The following is a 19,839-nucleotide window of genomic DNA, read 5'->3' as shown; positions in this document are numbered from 1 at the left end:
AAATCGACGTCCGCGTGTCGAACCACAAAACCTAGGTTTTGTTCCAGCAAAGTATGTTGTGAGATCCCAATCGAGCGCAGCATCTCGGTTCTTGCTCGCTCAAAGAACTTGAGGTAGTTAGCATGATAAACCACGCCTCCTGCATCGGTATCTTCATAATAAATAGTGATAGGCCAATCGAATACTTGCATCGTCTCACAGTTTCCACGTCAAAAATGAAGCAGTTAGACTAGGTACTATACCGTATCTCTTGATGGTAAGTACAAACTGAAGCGTAAGATTTTATGCTAATATGATAAAAAAATAGCGTTACCTCAAAGAGACAACGCTATTTTTTACTCAGTTTTAACGAGTTGACTAATAATCCGTAACGGTTAACCGAACAGCCGAACTAAAAAAAAGCCCGCCATGATCGGCAACGAAAAGTATGGACTAAAAAAAATCTGCCAAATCCAGCTACGTGGTTTAAAACCAACACCAAATACCATACTAGAACATATTCCCCAGATCAGTAATGGTGCAACCAGTACATTAAATCCACCGATACTCGCCGCATACGCTTCAGGATCCCACATGACCATCGCAACATGATAAAATCCGAGTATGATCGACAAGGCCCTAAATAAGGCCTTATCGACCCACTGGTGCAGTTTTGTCAACAAGACAAAGCCGTTATTCACTGTCTTTATCCATCATTTCACTGTGCTCTAACCAAAGAGCATTGATGATGCCAAAAGCACATGCCAGCAATACACCAAGAATCCATGCAAAATACCACATCGTTTCGCTCCTTAGTAAAGTGAGTTTTTATTATCTTCGATATACTTGTTATCCAAGCGACCGAACATTTTATAGTAAGACCACGCGGTATACGCGAGGATAATAGGCACCATCACAAACGCGATAAATGTCATTACATTCAACGTTAGCTCACTCGACGTTGCGTCCCACATGGTTAAACTATGACTTGGCTCTAAGCTTGATGGCATCACAAACGGGAACATAGCGAAGCCTGCAGTAAAGATGACCCCAGCATTTCCTAGACTAGAGGTAAGGAAAGCCAATGCACATTTTTCAAAACGAGAAGCCAAGACCGCCAATAGCGGCATAAATACCCCTAATGCGGGCGCTAGCCACAAAATTGGATACGTTTCAAAATTATGCATCCAAGCACCCGCTTCACGAACGACTTCTTTATTTAATGGGTTTGACGCCGCCGCACCGTCAATGGCACTCACTACAACATAACCGTCGATATTTTGAATCCAAAAGCCGGCGGCAACAAATAATAGACAGGTTAATAGACCCGAAAATTGGGCTGTCGCACGTGCACGAGTATGCAATTCACCCGTTGTTTTCATTTGTAGCCAAGCAGAACCTTGCATCAAAATCATAAACAAACTCACCAAACCACACACAAGTGCAAATGGATTCAATAACCCAAAGAATGAGCCGTGATAACTCGGCATAATTAGCTCATTTAATTGGAATGGAACACCTTGCAGCAGGTTACCAAACGCCACACCAAAGATAATTGGTGGCACGAATCCACTGATCGAAATACAGATATCCCATGTGTTTCGCCACTTTGGATCTTCAATTTTTGAACGATAATCCAAACCGATTGGGCGTAGCCATAATGCAGCCAATGTAACAATCATCGCGAGGTAAAAACCTGAGAACGATGTTGCGTAAACCAGTGGCCAAGCAGCAAATAAAGCACCACCTGCAGTAATTAGCCAAACTTGGTTTCCATCCCAGTGCGGAGCGATCGAGTTAATCATGACTCGGCGCTCTGCGTCATTTTTACCAAGAACAGGAACCAGCGCTCCTACTCCCATATCAAAGCCATCTGTAATGGCAAAACCTACTAGTAGTACGCCGATCAGCACCCACCAAATAAGTCGTAAGATTTCGTAATCAAACATATTGCTTTCTCCTTGGCTAGGCTTCTACTTGACGATTGACTTGATCTTCAACCGAGCTGCCATTTTGTTCGAAATGATAGCGACCTGTTTTCAAGCTGCTTGGTCCTTTACGAGCAAACTTCACCATTAAATAAACTTCAGCAATGAGGAACACAGTGTACAGCGCCAAAATCGCAAACAACGATGTCCAGATTTGACTTGCTGACAATGCAGAGGCGGCGATATTTACAGGTAAAATTTCACCTACCGCCCATGGTTGACGACCGTATTCAGCCACAAACCACCCAGCTTCTACTGCAATCCAAGGTAAAGGAATGCTCCAAAGCGCCGCTTTAAGTATCCACGGTTTTTGTTCAATTTTTTGACGACAGGTTTGAATAAAGGCCGCCCCAAAGACAAACAGCATGATGAACCCACAGGCAACCATGATGCGGAAAGACCAGAACAATGGCCACACCGTTGGAATCGAGTCATCGGCAGCCGCTTGGATCTGCGCTTCTGTTGCATCAGAAACATTCTCAGTATAACGCTTAAGTAGCAGACCATAGCCAAGATCATTTTTCACTTCATTAAATGCTTGAATATTGTCTTCGGATTTGTCACCCGCTCGAAGTGCTTGTAGCAATTCATAAGCGTACATACCATTACGAATGCGATCGATATGCTCTTCACGTAAATCACGTAGACCTGTCACCTCTTTATCTAAAGAGCGAGTGGCAATAATCCCCATCACATAAGGAATCTTGATCGCGTAATCAGTCTGCATGGTTTCTTGATTTGGTAAGCCAAATAGGGTGAAGGCAGCAGGAGCTGGTTCGGTATGCCATTCAGATTCGATGGCGGCCAGCTTAACTTTTTGCACATCGCCAAGCTCATAGCCGGACTCATCACCTAGAATGATAACGGAAATAATTGCTGCCATACCAAATGAAGCGGCAATAGCAAATGAGCGGCGAGCAAACGCAACATCTCGACCTTTTAATAGGTAGTAAGCACTAATGCCCAAAATAAACATTGCCCCTGTGGTATAGCCAGAAGCCACAGTATGAACAAACTTAACTTGCGCAACTGGGTTAAGCACAACCTCAGCGAAACTGACCATTTCCATGCGCATGGTTTCAAAGTTAAATGCTGAGCCAACTGGGTTTTGCATCCAGCCGTTTGCCACCAAAATCCACAACGCAGAGAAGTTGGAACCTAAAGCGACCAGCCAAGTTACCGTTAGATGCTGACGTTTGGAGAGGCGATCCCAGCCAAAGAAGAACAAACCGACAAAGGTTGATTCTAAAAAGAAAGCGACCAGTGCTTCAATGGCGAGCGGAGCCCCAAAGATATCACCAACATAGTGTGAATAGTAAGACCAGTTAGTACCGAACTGGAACTCCATCGTTAGGCCGGTAGCAACACCAAGCGCAAAGTTAATACCGAAAAGCTTACCCCAGAACTTGGTCATGTCCTTATAGATTTGCTTATCAGTCATTACATAAAGTGACTCCATAATGGCAAGTAAAAATGCCATACCTAAAGTCAGTGGAACGAACAAGAAGTGATACATCGCTGTCAGTGCAAACTGCAACCGCGATAGATCAACGACATCAATCATGGTAACTCCTTTGTGTCGGCTGAATGACACTTTTGACATAACGCAACAACACGCATAAGTTAACGAACCATATCCAACTGTTAACTTTTTGCAATACTTTGTTGCTTTTATGTACCATTGTGGTTAGTTAATTGTTAAGCTTTAGCTAATATAGCTGTGACTAATACTAATGCCAAACCCCTTGAGTTTCAAAAGGTTTATTCATACAAAACGCTTTGATTTGGATCAATTTCCCTTACGAGAAAGCGGTTAAAAAAACAACAAAATGATATAAATCAAGAAATGTGGATATTTATCCTATAAACGAGGGCAAAATGAATCATAACAGAGCACAAATTAAACACAGATGGTTAACACCAACCTAAAATTGATTACGAATCATGCATTTTAGAAATATGTCAAAATGTGACATATATTGATAAATATTTCTCTTATCGAACTCTAGGGTCTGTTGATCTTTCGCGGTTAAATTTTGTTCGAGATAAAAGCGTTTTAATCGCGGCGAGAGGTTTGTCGCCTAGTTATTCTAAGCAAAACACCGCTCAACAAAGAGTAAAACGCTTTTAGCCGAACCCTTCGGGCAGCGTTTGTGGCTCCTTTCTACGGCGTTATCGGCTTCTCAGGTAGAGTCATACATTTCAAAGCCTCTGCCTTGTATAAAGAAGCCACAAACGGCTGCAAAAATCAGCTCGAAAGGTCAACAGACCCTAGGTCGGTAATTTTATGATTTTGTTAAACCAAAATGTAAATAAGCACGATCCGTTGCAATCCGACCTCGAGGTGTGCGCTGTAAATAGCCTTGTTGAATCAAAAATGGTTCAAGAACATCTTCAATTGTATCTTTCTCTTCGCCAATGGCTGCCGCCAAGTTATCCAGCCCAACCGGGCCACCTGAAAATTTCTCCATAATGGCGAGTAAAAGCTTTCTATCCATATAATCAAAGCCTTGATGATCAACATCAAGCATATCTAGCGCTTTATCTGCTGTTTGAGCGCAAATATGTCCGTTGCCTTTCACTTCAGCATAGTCTCGCACGCGACGTAGTAAACGGTTAGCAATACGTGGAGTTCCTCGAGCACGGCGCGCTATCTCCAATGCACCATCCGAGTCCATCGACAACCCCAAATGGTGAGCACTGCGCTGTACAATATGTTGTAAATCGGCCACGTTGTAATACTCCAAACGCTGCACAATGCCAAATCGATCTCGTAAGGGGGAAGTCAATGAGCCTGCCCGAGTGGTCGCACCAATCAGTGTAAAAGGAGGGAGATCAATTTTGATCGAGCGAGCGGCTGGGCCTTCACCGATCATGATATCTAACTGATAATCTTCCATTGCTGGGTAGAGAACTTCTTCGACCATAGGGCTGAGTCGGTGAATTTCGTCAATAAATAAAACATCATTCTCTTCTAAGTTGGTCAATAACGCGGCAAGATCGCCTGCTTTTTCCAAAACTGGGCCAGAGGTGGTCCGAATATTGACATCCATTTCATTAGCAACAATATTGGCTAGAGTCGTTTTCCCTAACCCAGGAGGGCCAAAAATCAACAGGTGATCGAGCGCTTCACGACGTTTTTGGGCCGCTTGAATGAAGATTTCCATTTGATCTCGAACGTGATCTTGTCCTTGATAGTCAGCAAGTTTCTTCGGTCGGATAGCACGATCAATCACTTCTTCGTCCTTAAACGAAGGGTTTATCGGCGCAATAAGGCGATCGGCTTCAATCATAACAAGGTATCCATAGAGTTAGGGGCTATGTGAAAGGCAACCCTTAACGTCATCATCCATTTGGCACAGTATAGAAGATCACGTAAGGTCGATATGTCACGCCTGGCGAAAAGCAAGGTGAAATACATAGGCTTATCTGGCATTAAACCATTGATTTTAAAGCATCACGAATTAACTGCTCACTACTCATGCCGGCTTTCGCGAACTGAGCAACTGCTTTTGAGGCTTGAGCGGGTTTATACCCTAATGCCAACAAGGCACTAACCGCTTCTTCCTCTGCATTTTGTTCAGCGAATATGACTTGATGATCCAATGGGGCTGCATCTGTTGCTAGGGTCAGTAAATCTCCCGTTCCCCACCCTTTTAAGCGGTCTTTCATTTCGACCAACAGACGTTCTGCTGTTTTTTTCCCAACGCCTGGTAACTTGATCAAGGTTGATATGTCTTCCCGTTCAACACATGCGACAAACTGACTGGCCGTCATGCCAGAAAGTATACCTAGGCCCATTTTAGGTCCGACACCGTTCGCTTTAATGACTTCTCGAAATAGAGCGCGCTCGCTTACGCTATTAAAACCGTAAAGTAACTGTGCATCTTCACGTACAATAAAATGGGTATAGATAATCGCCTCTTCTCCCACATCGGGTAGCTCGTAGAAGCAGCTCATTGGCATTTGTACTTCATAACCGATCCCCCCTATTTCGATTAACACTTGAGGAGGTTGTTTTTCAATCAATATTCCGCGCAGACGGCCAATCACAGTGAATTCCTTTGTCTGTATGTCAAACTTAATGGCAAGGATGATAATAAAGAACTGGATGGATAGCCAGTAAAACTCTGTGCGTCATACCAACAATATCAGCGTTACCGATAACGACCACGACGAGCACTGGTTGCTTGCCCTGCCAATGCAATCAAGGTTTTGTTGGTATTGGCGTGGCAAATCGCGACGCCTAAAGCATCTGCTGCATCAGCCTGAGGCCTCGCAGGTAATTTTAAGATCTGCTGTACCATATGCTGAACCTGAGATTTATCCGCTCCCCCAGTTCCAACCACCGCTTGCTTAATTAACCTTGCCGCATATTCATGAACCGGTAACTCGGCATTGACCGCAGCCACAATGGCACTGCCTCGTGCTTGTCCGAGCTTTAATGCTGAATCAGCATTTCTCGCCATAAACACTTGTTCAATAGCAAAGACATCCGGTTGAAACTGAGTGATGATCTCGCTCACCCCCGCATAAATCTGTTTTAATCGTAGCGGTAACGCCTGATCAGACGTTCGGATACAACCACTGCCTAAGTAGATGAGATGCCTCCCTTGTTGTCGGATCACCCCATAGCCGGTAATTCGCGATCCTGGATCAATCCCCAAAATAATTGACATCGTTGATTCCTAGTTACAGCGTCTCGTTATCTTTTTGATGATTAGAAAGATAACAGCGAGGCATTCACCTCGCTGTTTATAATAACGTCCCGGAGAACCAATTACTTACGTCGCCAAGTGGTACCGTTAGGGCCGTCTTCCAAGATAATACCTAATTCATTCAGTTTATCTCGTGCCAGATCGGCATTGGCCCAATCTTTGGTCGCACGAGAATCATTGCGTAACTTGATTAAGGCTTCAATCTGTTCGACCTGCTCTTGGCTTTCGGCTTCTCCTTGCATAAAGTGCTCTGGATCTTGATATAAGATACCGATCACATCCGCTAACTCACGCATTAATGATCCTAGCGCGCTCGCTTTGAGATGATCTTCATTTTTCAATCGGTTAATTTCACGGGCCATATCAAATAACACAGAGTACGCTTCTGGTGTATTAAAGTCGTCGTTCATCGCCGAGGTAAAACGGCTAACGTACTCTTCACCACCTGCTGCAGGAACCGTCTTATCTAAGCCACGAAGCGCAGTATATAAACGCTCTAAAGAAGCACGAGCTTGAGTAAGATTCTCTTCACTGTAGTTAAGCTGGCTACGGTAATGACCCGACATCAAGAAATACCGTACGGTTTCTGGATCATAGTGCTGTAATACATCTCGAATGGTAAAGAAATTACCCAGTGATTTAGACATTTTTTCTTTATCTACCATCACCATGCCGCTATGCATCCACGTATTCACGTATTGAGTCTCATGAGCACAGCAAGATTGTGCAATTTCATTTTCATGGTGAGGGAATTGAAGATCTGAGCCCCCCCCATGAATGTCAAAATGTTCACCCAAAATAGCAGAATTCATTGCCGAGCACTCGATATGCCACCCAGGACGTCCAGCTCCCCATGGAGACTCCCAGGTCGGTTCACCCGGTTTGGACATCTTCCATAATACAAAATCTAAAGGACTGCGTTTGGCGATCTCGATATCAACTCGAGCTCCTGCTTGAAGTTGAGCGAGATCTTGCTTAGAAAGTTGACCATACTGTGCAAATTTACTCACTTCAAACATCACATCGCCATTGTCTGCAACATAAGCAAATCCGCGCTCAATCAGACGCTCGACAAGGGCGATAATCTCATCGATGTATCCGGTAGCTCGAGGCTCAACATCAGGGCGTTGGATGTTTAATGCATCAAAATCAGTATACATTTCTTGAATTAAGCGCTCCGTTAACGCTTCACAGGATTCCTGGTTTTCAGCGGCACGTTTAATAATTTTGTCGTCAATGTCGGTGATATTACGTACAAAGGTAAGGTCATACCCTAAATAACGTAAGTAACGAGCCACCACATCGAAAGAAACAAACGTACGACCATGACCGATATGACAGAGATCGTATATGGTGACGCCACAGACATACATGCCGACTTTTCCGGCTGTAATGGGTTTAAATTCCTCTTTTTGTCTTGTGAGTGAGTTATAAATTTTCAACATGATCTCTATCTAATTTACCGTTAATCCCAAAATAGTTTTAGAGTATAACAACTCTATTATCGCTAGGTCATCCATTTGGTGTTTTGAATGCACAAAAAGTTAAGCTAAAATCTGTCATTCACACAAAACAAGCAAAGGTAATACACATGATCACGCTGCATACTAATTTTGGTGACATCAAAATTCAGCTTAACGAAGAGCAAGCACCAGAAACCAGCGCAAACTTTTTACAATACTGCCGTGATGGTTTTTACGACAATACCTTATTCCATCGTGTTATCGACGGTTTTATGATCCAAGGTGGTGGTATGACTTCGGGTCTACGTGAAAAAGCGACTCGTGCGCCTATTCGTAATGAAGCCAATAATGGGTTAAGCAATAAAACAGGTACTCTTGCTATGGCAAGAACGATGGATCCTCATTCTGCTAGCTCACAGTTTTTTATTAATGTGAATGACAATACTTTCCTTGATTTTAAATCCGAAAGTCGTGACGGCTGGGGATACTGTGTATTTGCAGAAGTCGTTGAAGGCATGGATGTGGTCAATAAAATCAAAGGCGTTAGTACTGGATCTTATGGCATGCATCAAGACGTTCCCCTTGATGAAGTGATCATTACCAGTACCACCATCGAAGACTAAGCTCGCCAATCAAATTACCGACGGATGGAGTGCATTGAGCACTCCACTAATTTTTATGCATACTTTATTTATTTCAGATCTTCACCTGTCACCGGCTCGTCCTGATATCACTCAATGCTTTACTCATTTTATGCGCACTGAAGCTCGAGATGCCGACGCACTTTATGTCCTCGGAGATTTGTTTGATTTTTGGATTGGTGATGATGACCCGACGCCTTTTGCCCAACAGATCAAAGCGGAATTTCAGCAACTCACTGCCGCCGGAGTCGCTTGTTTTTTTGTTCATGGCAATCGAGATTTTCTTATTGGTCAGCGTTTTGCGAAGGAAACCGGTATTGTTTTATTAGCTCAAGAAACCGTCATCCACCTTTATGGTACTCCTGTTGTGATACTGCATGGTGATACCCTGTGTACTGAAGATGTGCGTTATTTAGCATTTCGTGAAAAAGTTCATAAACCTTGGCTACAATGGGTATTTAATCGTTTACCTTATGCGATTAAAAAACGTATTGTGCAACGCGTTCAGTCAGATATCCGTCACGATAAGCAACAAAAAGCGATGGAAATAATGGATGTAACCCCCAGCGAAGTGATTCAGGTACTTAATCATCATCATGTCGATATCATGATTCATGGACACACGCACCGCCCTGCCATCCATCATTTGCCTCAGCTAGGCCATAAAACACGTATTGTACTCGGTGATTGGTACAGTCAAGGCTCGATCTTGCGTTATGCTCCACAAGGGTATGCATTGGAGTCGCGACCATTCGAATAAATGCGCTAAACTTTCTTTGAATGTACTCACAGCAATCGGCTTAAAAATCATTCATAGTGGTACATGCATGGTGTTAAGAATAACAATCACTCCAAGAAGAGCGGGTTTATGAAAAACTCCTACATTGCACGGCAACCTATTTTAGATCGCGATAAAAAAACGATCGGCTACGAATTATTGTTCAGAGATGGTCCACAAAATCGCTTCCCCGATATTGACCCTGAACTTGCTACCAGTCGACTACTTTCCGATCACTGCTGGTCGACGCATTACAATGTATTAGGGCCCTATTTGGGATTTGTTAATTTTCCTTATCAAAGCCTACTCAACCTTGTTCCAACCCTGTTTCCATGTGACAATTTGGTGGTTGAAATCCTTGAAGACTGCCCACCAACGGAAGCGTTACTTGATGCGATAAAACAATTATCCCAACTTGGTTATAAAATTGCCCTTGATGATTTTATTCCAAACCGAGCTTGGCAAGCTTTCCTTCCTTATGTTTCCATCATTAAATTCGATATTCGCCTGTTCCCGATAGAAAAAGCGCGACTTTTCATGCACAAACTCCGCGGTTCTCATATTCAATTTCTCGCTGAAAAAGTAGAAACGTATGAGGAGTTTGAACAAGCAAAGCAAGCCGGATTCGTTTATTTTCAAGGTTATTTTTTTAGTAAACCTGAATTAATCCAGCGTAAAGCACTAGAACCTTCTTTTATAACCATTATTCAATTATGCAAAGAAATAGCAAAAGAAGAGATTGATTATCAGGTGTTAGAACAGCTGGTGGCAAAAGATCTTACGCTTTCTTATAAATTACTCACCTTTGTCAACGCCTCTGCCCTGGTCAGCACAAAAATACAATCGTTTAAACAAGCATTAGTCTACCTAGGGGAAGAACGATTACGTCGTTTTATCTCTTTGGTAGCGATCGCATCGACTCATCGAGATAAACCTGATTCGTTATATGGTTTATCTATTCAACGCGCTCGGTATTGTGAGCAACTTTATCAAAAAATCAACGGAACACAGACGTCAGGCAATGCGTTTTTAACCGGGATGTTCTCATTATTGGACAGCCTACTCGATCAACCGCTTGACGAGATCATTAACGACATGCCCATCGAAGATACGGTTAAGCAAGCATTATTAAACGGCGATGGGCTACTAGGACAACTTCTCAAACTCGCCAAAGCGCATGAAAAAGCCGAATGGTCTCAGGTTGCTCAACTGACCAAGCAGCTCAAGCTGACGGAGTCCGATGTCGCTTATAGTTATGACGAAGCGATCAGCTGGGCTGCGGATTTATTAAATATTACCCCCTAGACGCCATCACAACATCCACTTACACTCGCTAACTCTTTTTTATTGGATGACAGCTATGACAACTTGTTACTGTGGCAGCGGTAAAGAATATGACGATTGTTGCCAGCCTATTCATAGTGAGCCCGCTCAAGCACACAAACCAGAGCAGCTAATGCGAGCTCGATATAGTGCCCATGTATTGGGACTCATTGATTTTATTATTAATACTTACCACCCATCGTGTCTGGCTGATCAACAGCGCAAGGAGCTTGAAGATTCAATGAATAGCCAGTGGCAAAAGTTAGAGATTCTAAAGACTTGGCCAGGACGCGACGAACATGAAGGCTTTGTGCATTTCAAAGCTTTTTATCGTGCAGGACAACAGACATACTGTCTTGAAGAACAATCTCGCTTTGTGCGCGACAACCATCAATGGTTCTATATTGATGGTACATTTCCTCAACAAAATAAAATTGGCCGCAACGATCCTTGTCGCTGTGGTAGCGGTAAGAAATTTAAAAAATGTTGCGGCTAAATCATCCATCGCTAACTCGCCAAGAGCAGAATGATTATTCTTGATCGATCATCCACTTACGGAAGGCTTTGCGTTGTTCTTTATCCGCTTTTAAATAGAGAGCTTGCAGATCATCTAATAACGCATCGGAGGAAGCGGGAGCGGGGTTATGGGAGTTTACTGAAGGCTTCTCTAATGAGTTATCGATGGTTAAATAGCTCATCGTAATGGCTGCTTTTCCCGCTTGTTTATTGTATGTCACAATATCATCAACAAAATTTTGTCCAAGTACAAAACCGCTAAGAGGAACAACGTCACTCACCTGCTCAACCGGTTTTTGATTATCAAGGTCAATCAACTGCCATTCAAAATGAGCGATCTCTTTCTTGGCTTGCTGGGCGTTACGATAGTTGGGCATTTGAAAAGTTAAGGTTTGATCAGTCGCATTAAAACGTAGCACCACCAAATCACTATACACATTATCCACCGTATCGCGATTTACAAAAGGTTTTGCATAGCGAAACGCGATTTGATTGACCCCATCCGGCAGCTCAACCGTTTTGTGACTGCTTAGAAAACTGCCTTTCATCTGCGGTTTTTCTAAATTTACCACCGCTAAACTGATCTCCTCTGGTACCGTCAGTTGCACTTTAGCTTGTACTGTTGCCGTGAGAACGACTCCGACCAATAATCCCTTTATGATATGTTTCATCATGACCTCCACCTCATCCATCTCTCATAAAAAAAGCTCGGCAGCGCCGAGCTTATCTTTAACGATAAATCGCTAGATTACCAGTATACACGAGCACCGATAGCAAGATTGTTAACATCGCTTTTACCATCGGTATCGTTGAAGTTGTATTCAACGTAAGTGCGTGCCCACTTAGCAAACATGTATTCTGCACCTAGGTAAAGGTTCGTTACATCAGCTGCTTCTTTTTTACCATTGATGAACTGAGCGCCACCGTACAGTGATGTTTTGCTCGCCACTTCATATTTAGCACCTAAGTGGAAGCCATCAGATTCAGATTTAGTTTTAGCAACATTATCTTTATCTTTGTTATAAGCATAAGTAAAGCCAACCACACCTTTGTCCAGTGCATATTCAGCCGTCGCTTCAAAGTAAGTTGAATCAACATCACCAGATGTCTTATCAGACATTGACGCACCACCAATGTGTAAAGAAAGTGCATCGTAAGAAGTACCAACATACAGTTCAAACAACTCAGGGTTTGAATTATTTTCTGCTAGGTTGTACTGAGCTTTAATCCAGCTGTTATCAAGATCTAACTGATATTTGATCGCACTGGTTTGCCAGAAATTACTATCTAAGCCACCATCTTTAATATATGGGGCTAGATCATACTCATAAGCGTAAATTGCGCCATAAACATCATCATAAAGCGGTGAATGTTTACCATAGGTCATCACACCGTATTCTGTACTCATGCCAATATAATGCTGACGAAGTTCCCAGTCTTCATCGACACGATATTCTACTTTACCAATGACATCTAAGCCTTCTTCAACTGCGTTGTAGACAACGTTAACACCAACACGTGAAGAACCTTGATCAATTTTTGGATCGATATTGTCACCGTTTTTATTTTCACCATCAGTAAACTTAACGCTTTGACGAAGTTGACCATAAAAATCAACGGATACGTCATCCGCTTTAAATACTTCTGCTGCATTGACTGATGTTGCTGCTGAAGCAACCAGTAGTGCTACTAGAGTCTTTTTCATATTAATCCACTGCCTTTTCTTAGATGGGAATTCCATTTCGGTTCCCTTTGTTTTAGATGATGGTTGGCTAGCTCTGCGGCTAGTTACCATCGCCACTAAATTCGCACTTAAGATTGCAAAAGAATATGCTACATGTCAAATGTGCAAAAAAATATTTATAAAAACAACATAAAAACTTAATAAACAAATACTTACATATAAATTTCACTTTCTTTCGAGCAACTTCTAACCAAAAAGGTCATGATTAATAAATGTAAACAAAATTAACATTTCAATATTAAAAACCAATACTGTTGAAAATAAGACATTGATTTAGAATATAATTTCTGTTTTAAAACAAAATTAAGAATTTATATTCGATGGATATCACTTTAATGGCATGCGCATAAAGGTTCAGTTTTTTTTTGTGAGCAAGATCTAGAATTGATTCAAAAGCATACTATTTTGAGCAACTGGGGATCGAAAGTCAGTTATCCCGCCATCGTTTAACCGGTAAAAGTGTTTAACAGGTAAAGGCGCGTAGCCGAGTGAAGAATGAACAGCAACTGGCTGTCGTCACAAATTATGTTACTATCGCGGCTCTGCTGTTTAGGTCTCGCTATGCTCACAACAAAAATCCAACAATCCATCCGTACGAGTTATCACAATTTACAAAGTCAGTTAGATAACTTTATTCCACGCCGGGCACAGAACTACCTCGTGGCTGAAATAACCCACACCCTCTGTGGTCGCTATCACCCCTCCACACGCATGATTGTGGCAGAAGCAGGCACTGGGATCGGTAAATCACTTTCTTATTTGATGGCCAGTATTCCCGTCGCGATACTCAACCAACGTAAAGTGGTCATTTCTACCGCAACCGTTGCACTACAAGAGCAATTGGTACAAAAAGATCTCCCGCTTTATCGACGGATCACCGACCAAAATTTTTCTTTTCTCTTAGCCAAAGGACGCCAACGTTATTGCTGCACCGAAAAGCTTGCCTCAGCCAGTGGCGTTGATGGTGGCCAACTCGCGATGTTTACTGACAAGCCTGATATTCAGGATGTTGAACTGCTACAAGCGCTTTATCAACAATTGCTAAGTGGGAAATGGGATGGTGATCGAGATGCTTGGCCAACGCCTATCAGTGATTCAATTTGGCATATGATTGTTAGTGATAAACATAGCTGTAACGGAAGTTTTACCGCTCATCGAAACTGCCCATTTCAAAACGCGCGGGCAGAACTCGACAAAGCAGATGTCATCATTGCCAATCACAGTCTGGTCATGGCAGATGCCGATCTCGGTGGTGGCGTTATTCTTCCTGAGCCAGAAAATACCATCTATGTTTTTGATGAAGCTCACCACCTTCCGCAGGTCGCACGCGATCATGCTGCGGCTTCTGCGGCCATGAAGGGCTCGGTAACTTGGTTAGAAAAACTCAACCAATCGTTAGCAAAATTTATCGCTTTGAGCGACGAAAAGCGTGCGTCTCGCTTTCATCGTGAGGCTCAAGATGCGCTACAACAATTGATCCCTGCTCTGAATCGACTCCCAAATCAATTTGAAGCCTCCGCCTTTGATGAAGGGGTTTATCGCTTTGAACATGGGGAATTGCCGGAGTGGTTAGCAATCCAAGCACAAGAACTAAAAAAAGCCAGCCAAAAACTGAATCAAGCGGTCGGCAAAATTGCCGATTTAATTGCCGAAGCCGTTAAGGATGGCACGATAGCAGCAAGATTAGGTGATCCGGCATTATCAGAGCTAGGATTTTATTTACAGAGACTAGAAAACCTTGCACAGGTGTGGCACTTGATGGCGCAACCAAACCGAGAAAAAGGCGCTCCGCTGGCGCGCTGGCTGCAAGTGAGCACTGAACGAGAAAACGATTATTTCGTTAATATTTCACCGCTGGAAATCGGTTGGCAACTTGATCAACAAATATGGAGCCGCTGTGTCGGCGCTGTCCTCGTCTCCGCAACACTCCGAGCACTCAATTCATTTCAGTTTTTTTGTCGCCAAGCTGGGATCAGTGAAAAAGATGAGGATGGTGTCCGATTTTTAGCACTTGCTTCACCTTTTGACTATCACAATCAAGCTGAGTTGCTGATTCCCAAAATGGAGTATGAACCACAAGCACCGCAATATACCGGATATCTTGCTGAGAAAGTGATCGAATATATTCAACCCAATAAAGCGAATTTAGTTCTATTTGCTTCTTACTGGCAAATGAAAGAAGTCGCAGAGAAAGTGCATACTCAATGCATTAAAAACGGTTGGTCTTTACAGCGACAAGGCGAAAAGTCGAGAAAAGAGATTTTAAACCAGCATAAGATGCTGATTCAATGTGGAAAAACCAGCATTCTTTTTGGTACAGGTAGCTTTTCGGAAGGGTTAGATTTGCCCGGTAAATTATTAGAAAATTTAATTATTACCAAAATCCCCTTTGCCGTGCCAAGCTCACCGGTCGAGCAAGCTCATGCAGAATATATTCAGCAACGAGGCGGTAATCCGTTTTTACAAATTAGTGTACCGGAAGCCAGCAAAAAATTGATTCAATCGGTTGGACGTTTACTGCGTCAAGAACAAGACTCTGGTAGAGTCGTGATGCTTGATCGTCGGATAGTCTCTAAGCGCTATGGCAAATCGTTACTCGACTCTCTTCCACCGTTTAAACGTTGCATTGAATAGGCTTGATTATTAAATATTGCTATTATACGCCGCTAGCTTTTAGGATTACCGCTTATTTTCTCGGTGACTCGCCTGTTGATTGGTTAATCTTTCTATCATCGGAGTACCATAGAGGCTGAAAACCACTTAAGTGGCTAGCGACCGTGATGCGTTGCGATCCGTTTTACCGTTATGATTAGGACCGAACCATTCATGGAACTTGTTGAACCAACCACGTTTTTTATTCTTGCGATCGTTGCCTTTGTCGCTGGATTTATTGATGCTGTTGCTGGCGGAGGCGGAATGCTGACCGTACCAACACTTCTCTCCTTAGGGTTACCACCTCATATTGCGCTTGGCACTAATAAGCTAGCCGCAACCTTTGCCTCTTCTACGGCGGCGGTGACTTACTATCGTAAAGCTCTATTTACACCCCGTTTTTGGAAAAGAACGTTTATTGCGACTTTTATTGGTGCGGTGATCGGCACCTATGCTGTGGATGCCATCAGTACCGAGTGGTTACAAAAGGTCTTACCGCTGATCATCTTGGCCGCGGCTATTTATACCATATGGCACAAAACACCCCACACTAGCGACACTCATTTGCCTGACACCTGTACGCGAACGCACCGAAAACAGTATACGCAAGGCTTTATCCTTGGATTTTATGATGGCTTAGCCGGCCCAGGAACGGGCGCATTTTGGACCGTCAGCTCAATGGCGTTATATCGTCTCAATATTTTACTTGCTTCTGGCTTAGGTAAGGCCATGAACTTTACCAGTAATTTTACCTCATTGATAACCTTTGCTATTTTGGGTCATATCGACTGGATACTGGGACTAACCATGGGGATGTGTCTCATGGTCGGCGCTTTTGTCGGTGCTCATTCAGCGATCCGCTTTGGTGGGAAATTCATTCGCCCTGTCTTTGTGTTCGTTGTTAGTGTGTTAGCGGTTAAGTTAGCCTATGACGCTTGGTTTATTGGACTATGAAGCAACGTTTGTCTCAACTGATGGCACAACTTGAGCAGTGGAATCAGCAAGCTCAGATCATCGATCAACAGGAAAACATCGACAGCCAAGCTTGGTTTGACCCTCACTTATTTAACGCAGATCGTCGTCAACTTGCCGCTTGCGTTCAAGAAACACAACAAAACTTAACCAGACTGCAGCACTTGACTCAAACCAAAATGTCGACCCCCAACACCAACCAGATAGCGCACCTTACCGAGCATTTATTTGCTCAAATAGAAGCGCTACATCGGGTCATCACTCATGGGTTAGATACGCTATATGCTGAGTCGAAGAGATTTAAAATGGGTGATGATTTCACTGATCCGCTCTCCAAGGAAGCGCTCCAGCACCAATTCGTCAAGCACCAAGAATGGGAGCAACGACTGCGACAATTAGTCCTGAATAAACAGTATGAATTTGACCATGCGCCAGCTCGTTATCATACTTCAAGATTACAAGCCTTAACGGTTGCAAAACAGCGATTGATCCGCTGTCAGCAAGCAAAAGCGGCTATCGAAGCCCAGCTTCTTATTGATCCCCGTAACTAAGAGTATTTGATCCATGAACCATCCTCCACTCAGTGATGCCCCTGATGAAGTGAAATTAGCGGTTGATCTTATTTATCTACTCGAATCGAATCAAGTTGACTTAACGGTTGCTCTTAAGGCGATTGAGCTAGTTAAACAAGATTTGGAAACTCAGTTGGCACAATCGATGTCCCCTCCTCAGTCATAACTCGACCCCATCACAGGTTGTCTCAAGCAGTTAAATACGTACTATAGACAACATAAAAAAATACAGCCGGTGAATAACAACGCGCCCAAAGGAATAAGAAATGAAAGTAATTAGCTTTAATATCAATGGATTAAGAGCAAGACTCCATCAACTTCAAGCCATAATTGATAAACATCAACCCGATATCATCGGCCTACAGGAAATCAAAGTCCATGATGAGGCCTTTCCGATTGAGGATGTTAAAGCTATGGGTTATCACGTTTATTTTCATGGGCAAAAAGCCCACTATGGCGTTGCTCTGCTCTGTAAACATCAGCCGATCAAAGTGATGAAAGGTTTCCCAACCGATACTGATGACCATCAAAAACGGATGATTATGGCCACTTTTTTGGATGACCAAGAAAAGCCATTCACCGTATTAAATGGTTATTTCCCCCAAGGAGATAATATCGCCCATGAGACCAAGTTTCCTTATAAGCGTCAGTTTTACCGCGATTTAATGCATTATTTAACCGAATCTCATACTCCAGATGAACAGCTTATTGTGATGGGAGATATCAACATCAGCCCTCTCGACTTAGATATCGGTATCGGTGAAGCCAACCGTAAACGCTGGTTGAAAACGGGTAAGTGCTCTTTCCAACCCGAGGAACGCGAATGGTTAGCACGCTTGCTCAACTGGGGGTTTGAAGACACGTTTCGTCAGCTGCATCCTACCGTTGAAAATCAATTTTCTTGGTTTGACTATCGTTCACGAGGGTTTGATGATAACCGCGGGCTAAGAATTGATGTCATTTTAGCCACGCCCAGCCTAGCGGCTAAATGTGTTGATGCGGGAATTGATTATCCTTTAAGGGCGATAGAAAAACCTTCCGATCATGCGCCTATTTGGGCGACGTTTGCATCAAACAATTAATCGAATATAACTAGGGTCTGTTTATCTTTCGCGGTTAAATTTTGTTCGAAATAAACAGACCCTAAACTTGTGCCCAAAGCTGAGACCAAGCAGGGCACAAGGTGTTATTGCCGTGGTGCTAAATAAGCCAAATAACGTTTTTCCGCTTGTTTAAAGCAAGCAATCACGATGAAGGTTAACCCCATATAAAATAACCCCGCAGTTAAAAACGATTCAAATGGCGCATAGTGCCGAGAGTTCACCAATCTCGCCACTCCCGTTAAATCCATAATGGTTACGATCCCTGCTACCGCACTACCGTGTATCATAAAAATCACTTCGTTACTGTACGCAGGCAAAGCACGACGCATAGCGCTAGGTAAAATAATCCGCCGATAGGTTAACCACGGTGTCATTCCATAAGCCTTGGCCGCTTCTAACTCTCCTTTATCCAAACCGTTAATCGCCCCACGAACAATCTCTGCGGTATAGGCTGATGTATTGAAGATAAAAGCAACGAGTGCACAAAACCATGCATGCTCCCACCATGTATCTTTCACTGGAAAAAATTGATCCATCCCATAATAAATTAGGTACAGCTGAACGAGTAACGGTGTCCCTCGGAAAAAATAGATATATCCCCAAGCCGGAATCCAAACCAGTGGGTGTTGATGATTACGAGCAATCGCAAGAGGAATTGCCACCGCTAAGCCAATGATCAGAGATAACCCAACCAACCACGTTGTGATCCATAATCCACTAAAATAAAGTGGCAAACTGGCAACGATCACTGAAAAATCCATCACGACCTCGTATGCATGCTGAATTTACGTTCAACTAATTTCAGTAAACCAGTCGATACGCTGGTAAAAAATAAGAAAATCAAAGCAACGGTGAGATAAAAAGTAAAAGGCATTTTGGTTGAACCGGCAGCCATCGCACTCACCCGAACCATGTCTTCTAATCCAATAATAGAAACTAAGGCTGTCGTTTTTAATAAGACTAACCAATTGTTGCCAAACCCTGGCAGGGCATGACGAATCATCTGAGGCAGCAATATTCGTCGAAACACTAAAAATCCGCTCATTCCATAAGCTTTTGCTGCTTCTAACTCCCCTTTATCGACTGCCATAATCGCGCCGCGGAACGTTTCAGCCATATAAGCACCAAATATGAAGCCGATGGTTAACACCCCGGCAATAAATGGGCTAACATCAATGTAATCAGGGAGATAAGAAGTCCATTGGTGGTTAGGATAAAAATAAGCCAAACCGCTATTTAGCCATTCATTGAGCGAATATAAACTGTGATTCAGGAGAATTTGCCCCCCAAAAAAGATCAACATCATCAGGACTAAATCAGGGATACCACGAATGATGGTGGTATAGAGGGTCGCAATGGCCCTTGCCCAGCGAAAAGGAGCCAATTTAGC

General features: G+C 43.1%; 22 protein-coding genes. 9 read left to right on the top strand and 13 right to left on the bottom strand.

Annotated elements, in window-relative coordinates; translation table 11 throughout:
• From B7C60_RS19440 to cysS, 9 genes are all read right to left on the bottom strand, one after another.
• On the bottom strand, nt 1-191 hold a 191-nt coding region (locus tag B7C60_RS19440; RefSeq protein WP_245869479.1), incomplete at its 3' end, for a YbgC/FadM family acyl-CoA thioesterase.
• 183 nt (nt 192-374) lie between these two features.
• A complete protein-coding gene (gene ybgE, locus B7C60_RS14055) occupies nt 375-680 on the bottom strand; it encodes a cyd operon protein YbgE (protein ID WP_099612205.1) in 306 nt (101 codons plus the stop codon).
• Nucleotides 673-780, bottom strand: a complete 108-nt coding sequence (cydX, locus tag B7C60_RS14050; RefSeq protein ID WP_000270284.1) for a cytochrome bd-I oxidase subunit CydX — start codon at nt 778-780, stop codon at nt 673-675. The genes ybgE and cydX overlap by 8 nt, the downstream gene beginning before the upstream one ends.
• 11 nt (nt 781-791) lie before the next feature.
• On the bottom strand, nt 792-1,928 hold the full coding sequence (gene cydB / locus B7C60_RS14045) for a cytochrome d ubiquinol oxidase subunit II (protein WP_099612204.1): 1,137 nt from the start codon (nt 1,926-1,928) through the stop codon (nt 792-794).
• A 16-nt stretch (nt 1,929-1,944) separates the two neighbouring features.
• Entirely contained in the window at nt 1,945-3,531 is a 1,587-nt protein-coding gene (gene cydA, locus B7C60_RS14040) for a cytochrome ubiquinol oxidase subunit I (protein ID WP_161427546.1), read from the bottom strand.
• A 721-nt stretch (nt 3,532-4,252) separates the two neighbouring features.
• The gene (gene ruvB / locus B7C60_RS14030; protein ID WP_099612202.1) at nt 4,253-5,260 is read right to left on the bottom strand and encodes a Holliday junction branch migration DNA helicase RuvB; all 1,008 of its coding nucleotides are present in this window, start codon (nt 5,258-5,260) and stop codon (nt 4,253-4,255) included.
• Between the two features lie 142 nt (nt 5,261-5,402).
• A complete protein-coding gene (ruvA, locus tag B7C60_RS14025; RefSeq protein WP_099612201.1) occupies nt 5,403-6,020 on the bottom strand; it encodes a Holliday junction branch migration protein RuvA in 618 nt (205 codons plus the stop codon).
• Nucleotides 6,021-6,124: 104 nt separating this feature from the next.
• Nucleotides 6,125-6,646, bottom strand: coding sequence for a crossover junction endodeoxyribonuclease RuvC (ruvC, locus tag B7C60_RS14020; protein WP_099612200.1), 522 nt, complete (start codon nt 6,644-6,646; stop codon nt 6,125-6,127).
• A gap of 101 nt (nt 6,647-6,747) precedes the next feature.
• Entirely contained in the window at nt 6,748-8,130 is a 1,383-nt protein-coding gene (cysS, locus tag B7C60_RS14015; RefSeq protein ID WP_099612199.1) for a cysteine--tRNA ligase, read from the bottom strand.
• A 146-nt stretch (nt 8,131-8,276) separates the two neighbouring features.
• Here cysS and B7C60_RS14010 point away from each other — a divergent pair, with 146 nt between their 5' ends.
• The 4 genes from B7C60_RS14010 (at nt 8,277) to B7C60_RS13995 (ending at nt 11,386) form a co-directional block, all read left to right on the top strand.
• Complete coding sequence (locus tag B7C60_RS14010; RefSeq protein ID WP_099612198.1) at nt 8,277-8,771, top strand: peptidylprolyl isomerase; 495 nt, start codon at nt 8,277-8,279, stop codon at nt 8,769-8,771.
• A 55-nt stretch (nt 8,772-8,826) separates the two neighbouring features.
• Nucleotides 8,827-9,549: a UDP-2,3-diacylglucosamine diphosphatase gene (gene lpxH, locus B7C60_RS14005; protein WP_099612197.1), complete on the top strand. Its 723-nt coding sequence runs from the start codon at nt 8,827-8,829 to the stop codon at nt 9,547-9,549.
• A 108-nt stretch (nt 9,550-9,657) separates the two neighbouring features.
• Nucleotides 9,658-10,872, top strand: a complete 1,215-nt coding sequence (locus B7C60_RS14000) for an EAL and HDOD domain-containing protein (RefSeq protein ID WP_099612196.1) — start codon at nt 9,658-9,660, stop codon at nt 10,870-10,872.
• A 55-nt stretch (nt 10,873-10,927) separates the two neighbouring features.
• Nucleotides 10,928-11,386 carry a YchJ family protein gene (locus B7C60_RS13995; RefSeq protein WP_099612195.1) on the top strand — a complete coding sequence of 153 codons (459 nt, stop codon included), beginning with the start codon at nt 10,928-10,930 and terminating at the stop codon, nt 11,384-11,386.
• Between the two features lie 34 nt (nt 11,387-11,420).
• Here B7C60_RS13995 and B7C60_RS13990 read toward each other — a convergent pair whose 3' ends face one another.
• Together B7C60_RS13990 and B7C60_RS13985 are read right to left on the bottom strand one after the other, a co-directional pair.
• Complete coding sequence (locus tag B7C60_RS13990) at nt 11,421-12,080, bottom strand: DUF2057 family protein (protein ID WP_157928708.1); 660 nt, start codon at nt 12,078-12,080, stop codon at nt 11,421-11,423.
• 74 nt (nt 12,081-12,154) lie between these two features.
• Nucleotides 12,155-13,111 carry a porin gene (locus tag B7C60_RS13985; protein ID WP_157928707.1) on the bottom strand — a complete coding sequence of 319 codons (957 nt, stop codon included), beginning with the start codon at nt 13,109-13,111 and terminating at the stop codon, nt 12,155-12,157.
• Nucleotides 13,112-13,711: 600 nt separating this feature from the next.
• On the opposite strand from B7C60_RS13985, the gene dinG reads away from it, so the two are divergent.
• From dinG to xthA, 5 genes are all read left to right on the top strand, one after another.
• Nucleotides 13,712-15,784 (top strand): ATP-dependent DNA helicase DinG, encoded by a 2,073-nt coding sequence (dinG, locus tag B7C60_RS13980; protein ID WP_099612645.1) that lies wholly within the window; start codon nt 13,712-13,714, stop codon nt 15,782-15,784.
• Between the two features lie 192 nt (nt 15,785-15,976).
• Nucleotides 15,977-16,756 carry a sulfite exporter TauE/SafE family protein gene (locus B7C60_RS13975; protein WP_099612192.1) on the top strand — a complete coding sequence of 260 codons (780 nt, stop codon included), beginning with the start codon at nt 15,977-15,979 and terminating at the stop codon, nt 16,754-16,756.
• Entirely contained in the window at nt 16,753-17,325 is a 573-nt protein-coding gene (gene priC / locus B7C60_RS13970; RefSeq protein WP_099612191.1) for a primosomal replication protein PriC, read from the top strand. Before B7C60_RS13975 ends, priC begins: the two co-directional genes overlap by 4 nt.
• A 13-nt stretch (nt 17,326-17,338) precedes the next feature.
• Nucleotides 17,339-17,512, top strand: coding sequence for a DUF2496 domain-containing protein (locus tag B7C60_RS13965; protein ID WP_099612190.1), 174 nt, complete (start codon nt 17,339-17,341; stop codon nt 17,510-17,512).
• Nucleotides 17,513-17,612: 100 nt separating this feature from the next.
• Entirely contained in the window at nt 17,613-18,428 is an 816-nt protein-coding gene (gene xthA / locus B7C60_RS13960) for an exodeoxyribonuclease III (RefSeq protein ID WP_099612189.1), read from the top strand.
• Between the two features lie 104 nt (nt 18,429-18,532).
• Here the strand turns inward: xthA and B7C60_RS13955 are convergent, their stop codons facing one another.
• Both B7C60_RS13955 and B7C60_RS13950 read right to left on the bottom strand, forming a co-directional pair.
• A complete protein-coding gene (locus B7C60_RS13955; protein WP_099612188.1) occupies nt 18,533-19,210 on the bottom strand; it encodes an ABC transporter permease in 678 nt (225 codons plus the stop codon).
• Nucleotides 19,210-19,839, bottom strand: a 630-nt coding sequence (locus tag B7C60_RS13950; protein WP_245869478.1) for an ABC transporter permease, incomplete at its 5' end; no start/stop codon positions are given. The genes B7C60_RS13950 and B7C60_RS13955, both read right to left, overlap by 1 nt.

It is taken from the genome of Vibrio fujianensis, from assembly GCF_002749895.1.
GTDB lineage: Bacteria > Pseudomonadota > Gammaproteobacteria > Enterobacterales > Vibrionaceae > Vibrio > Vibrio fujianensis.
The sequence above is the reverse complement of the archived record's forward strand: the minus strand, read 5'-3'. Positions and strand labels throughout refer to the sequence as shown.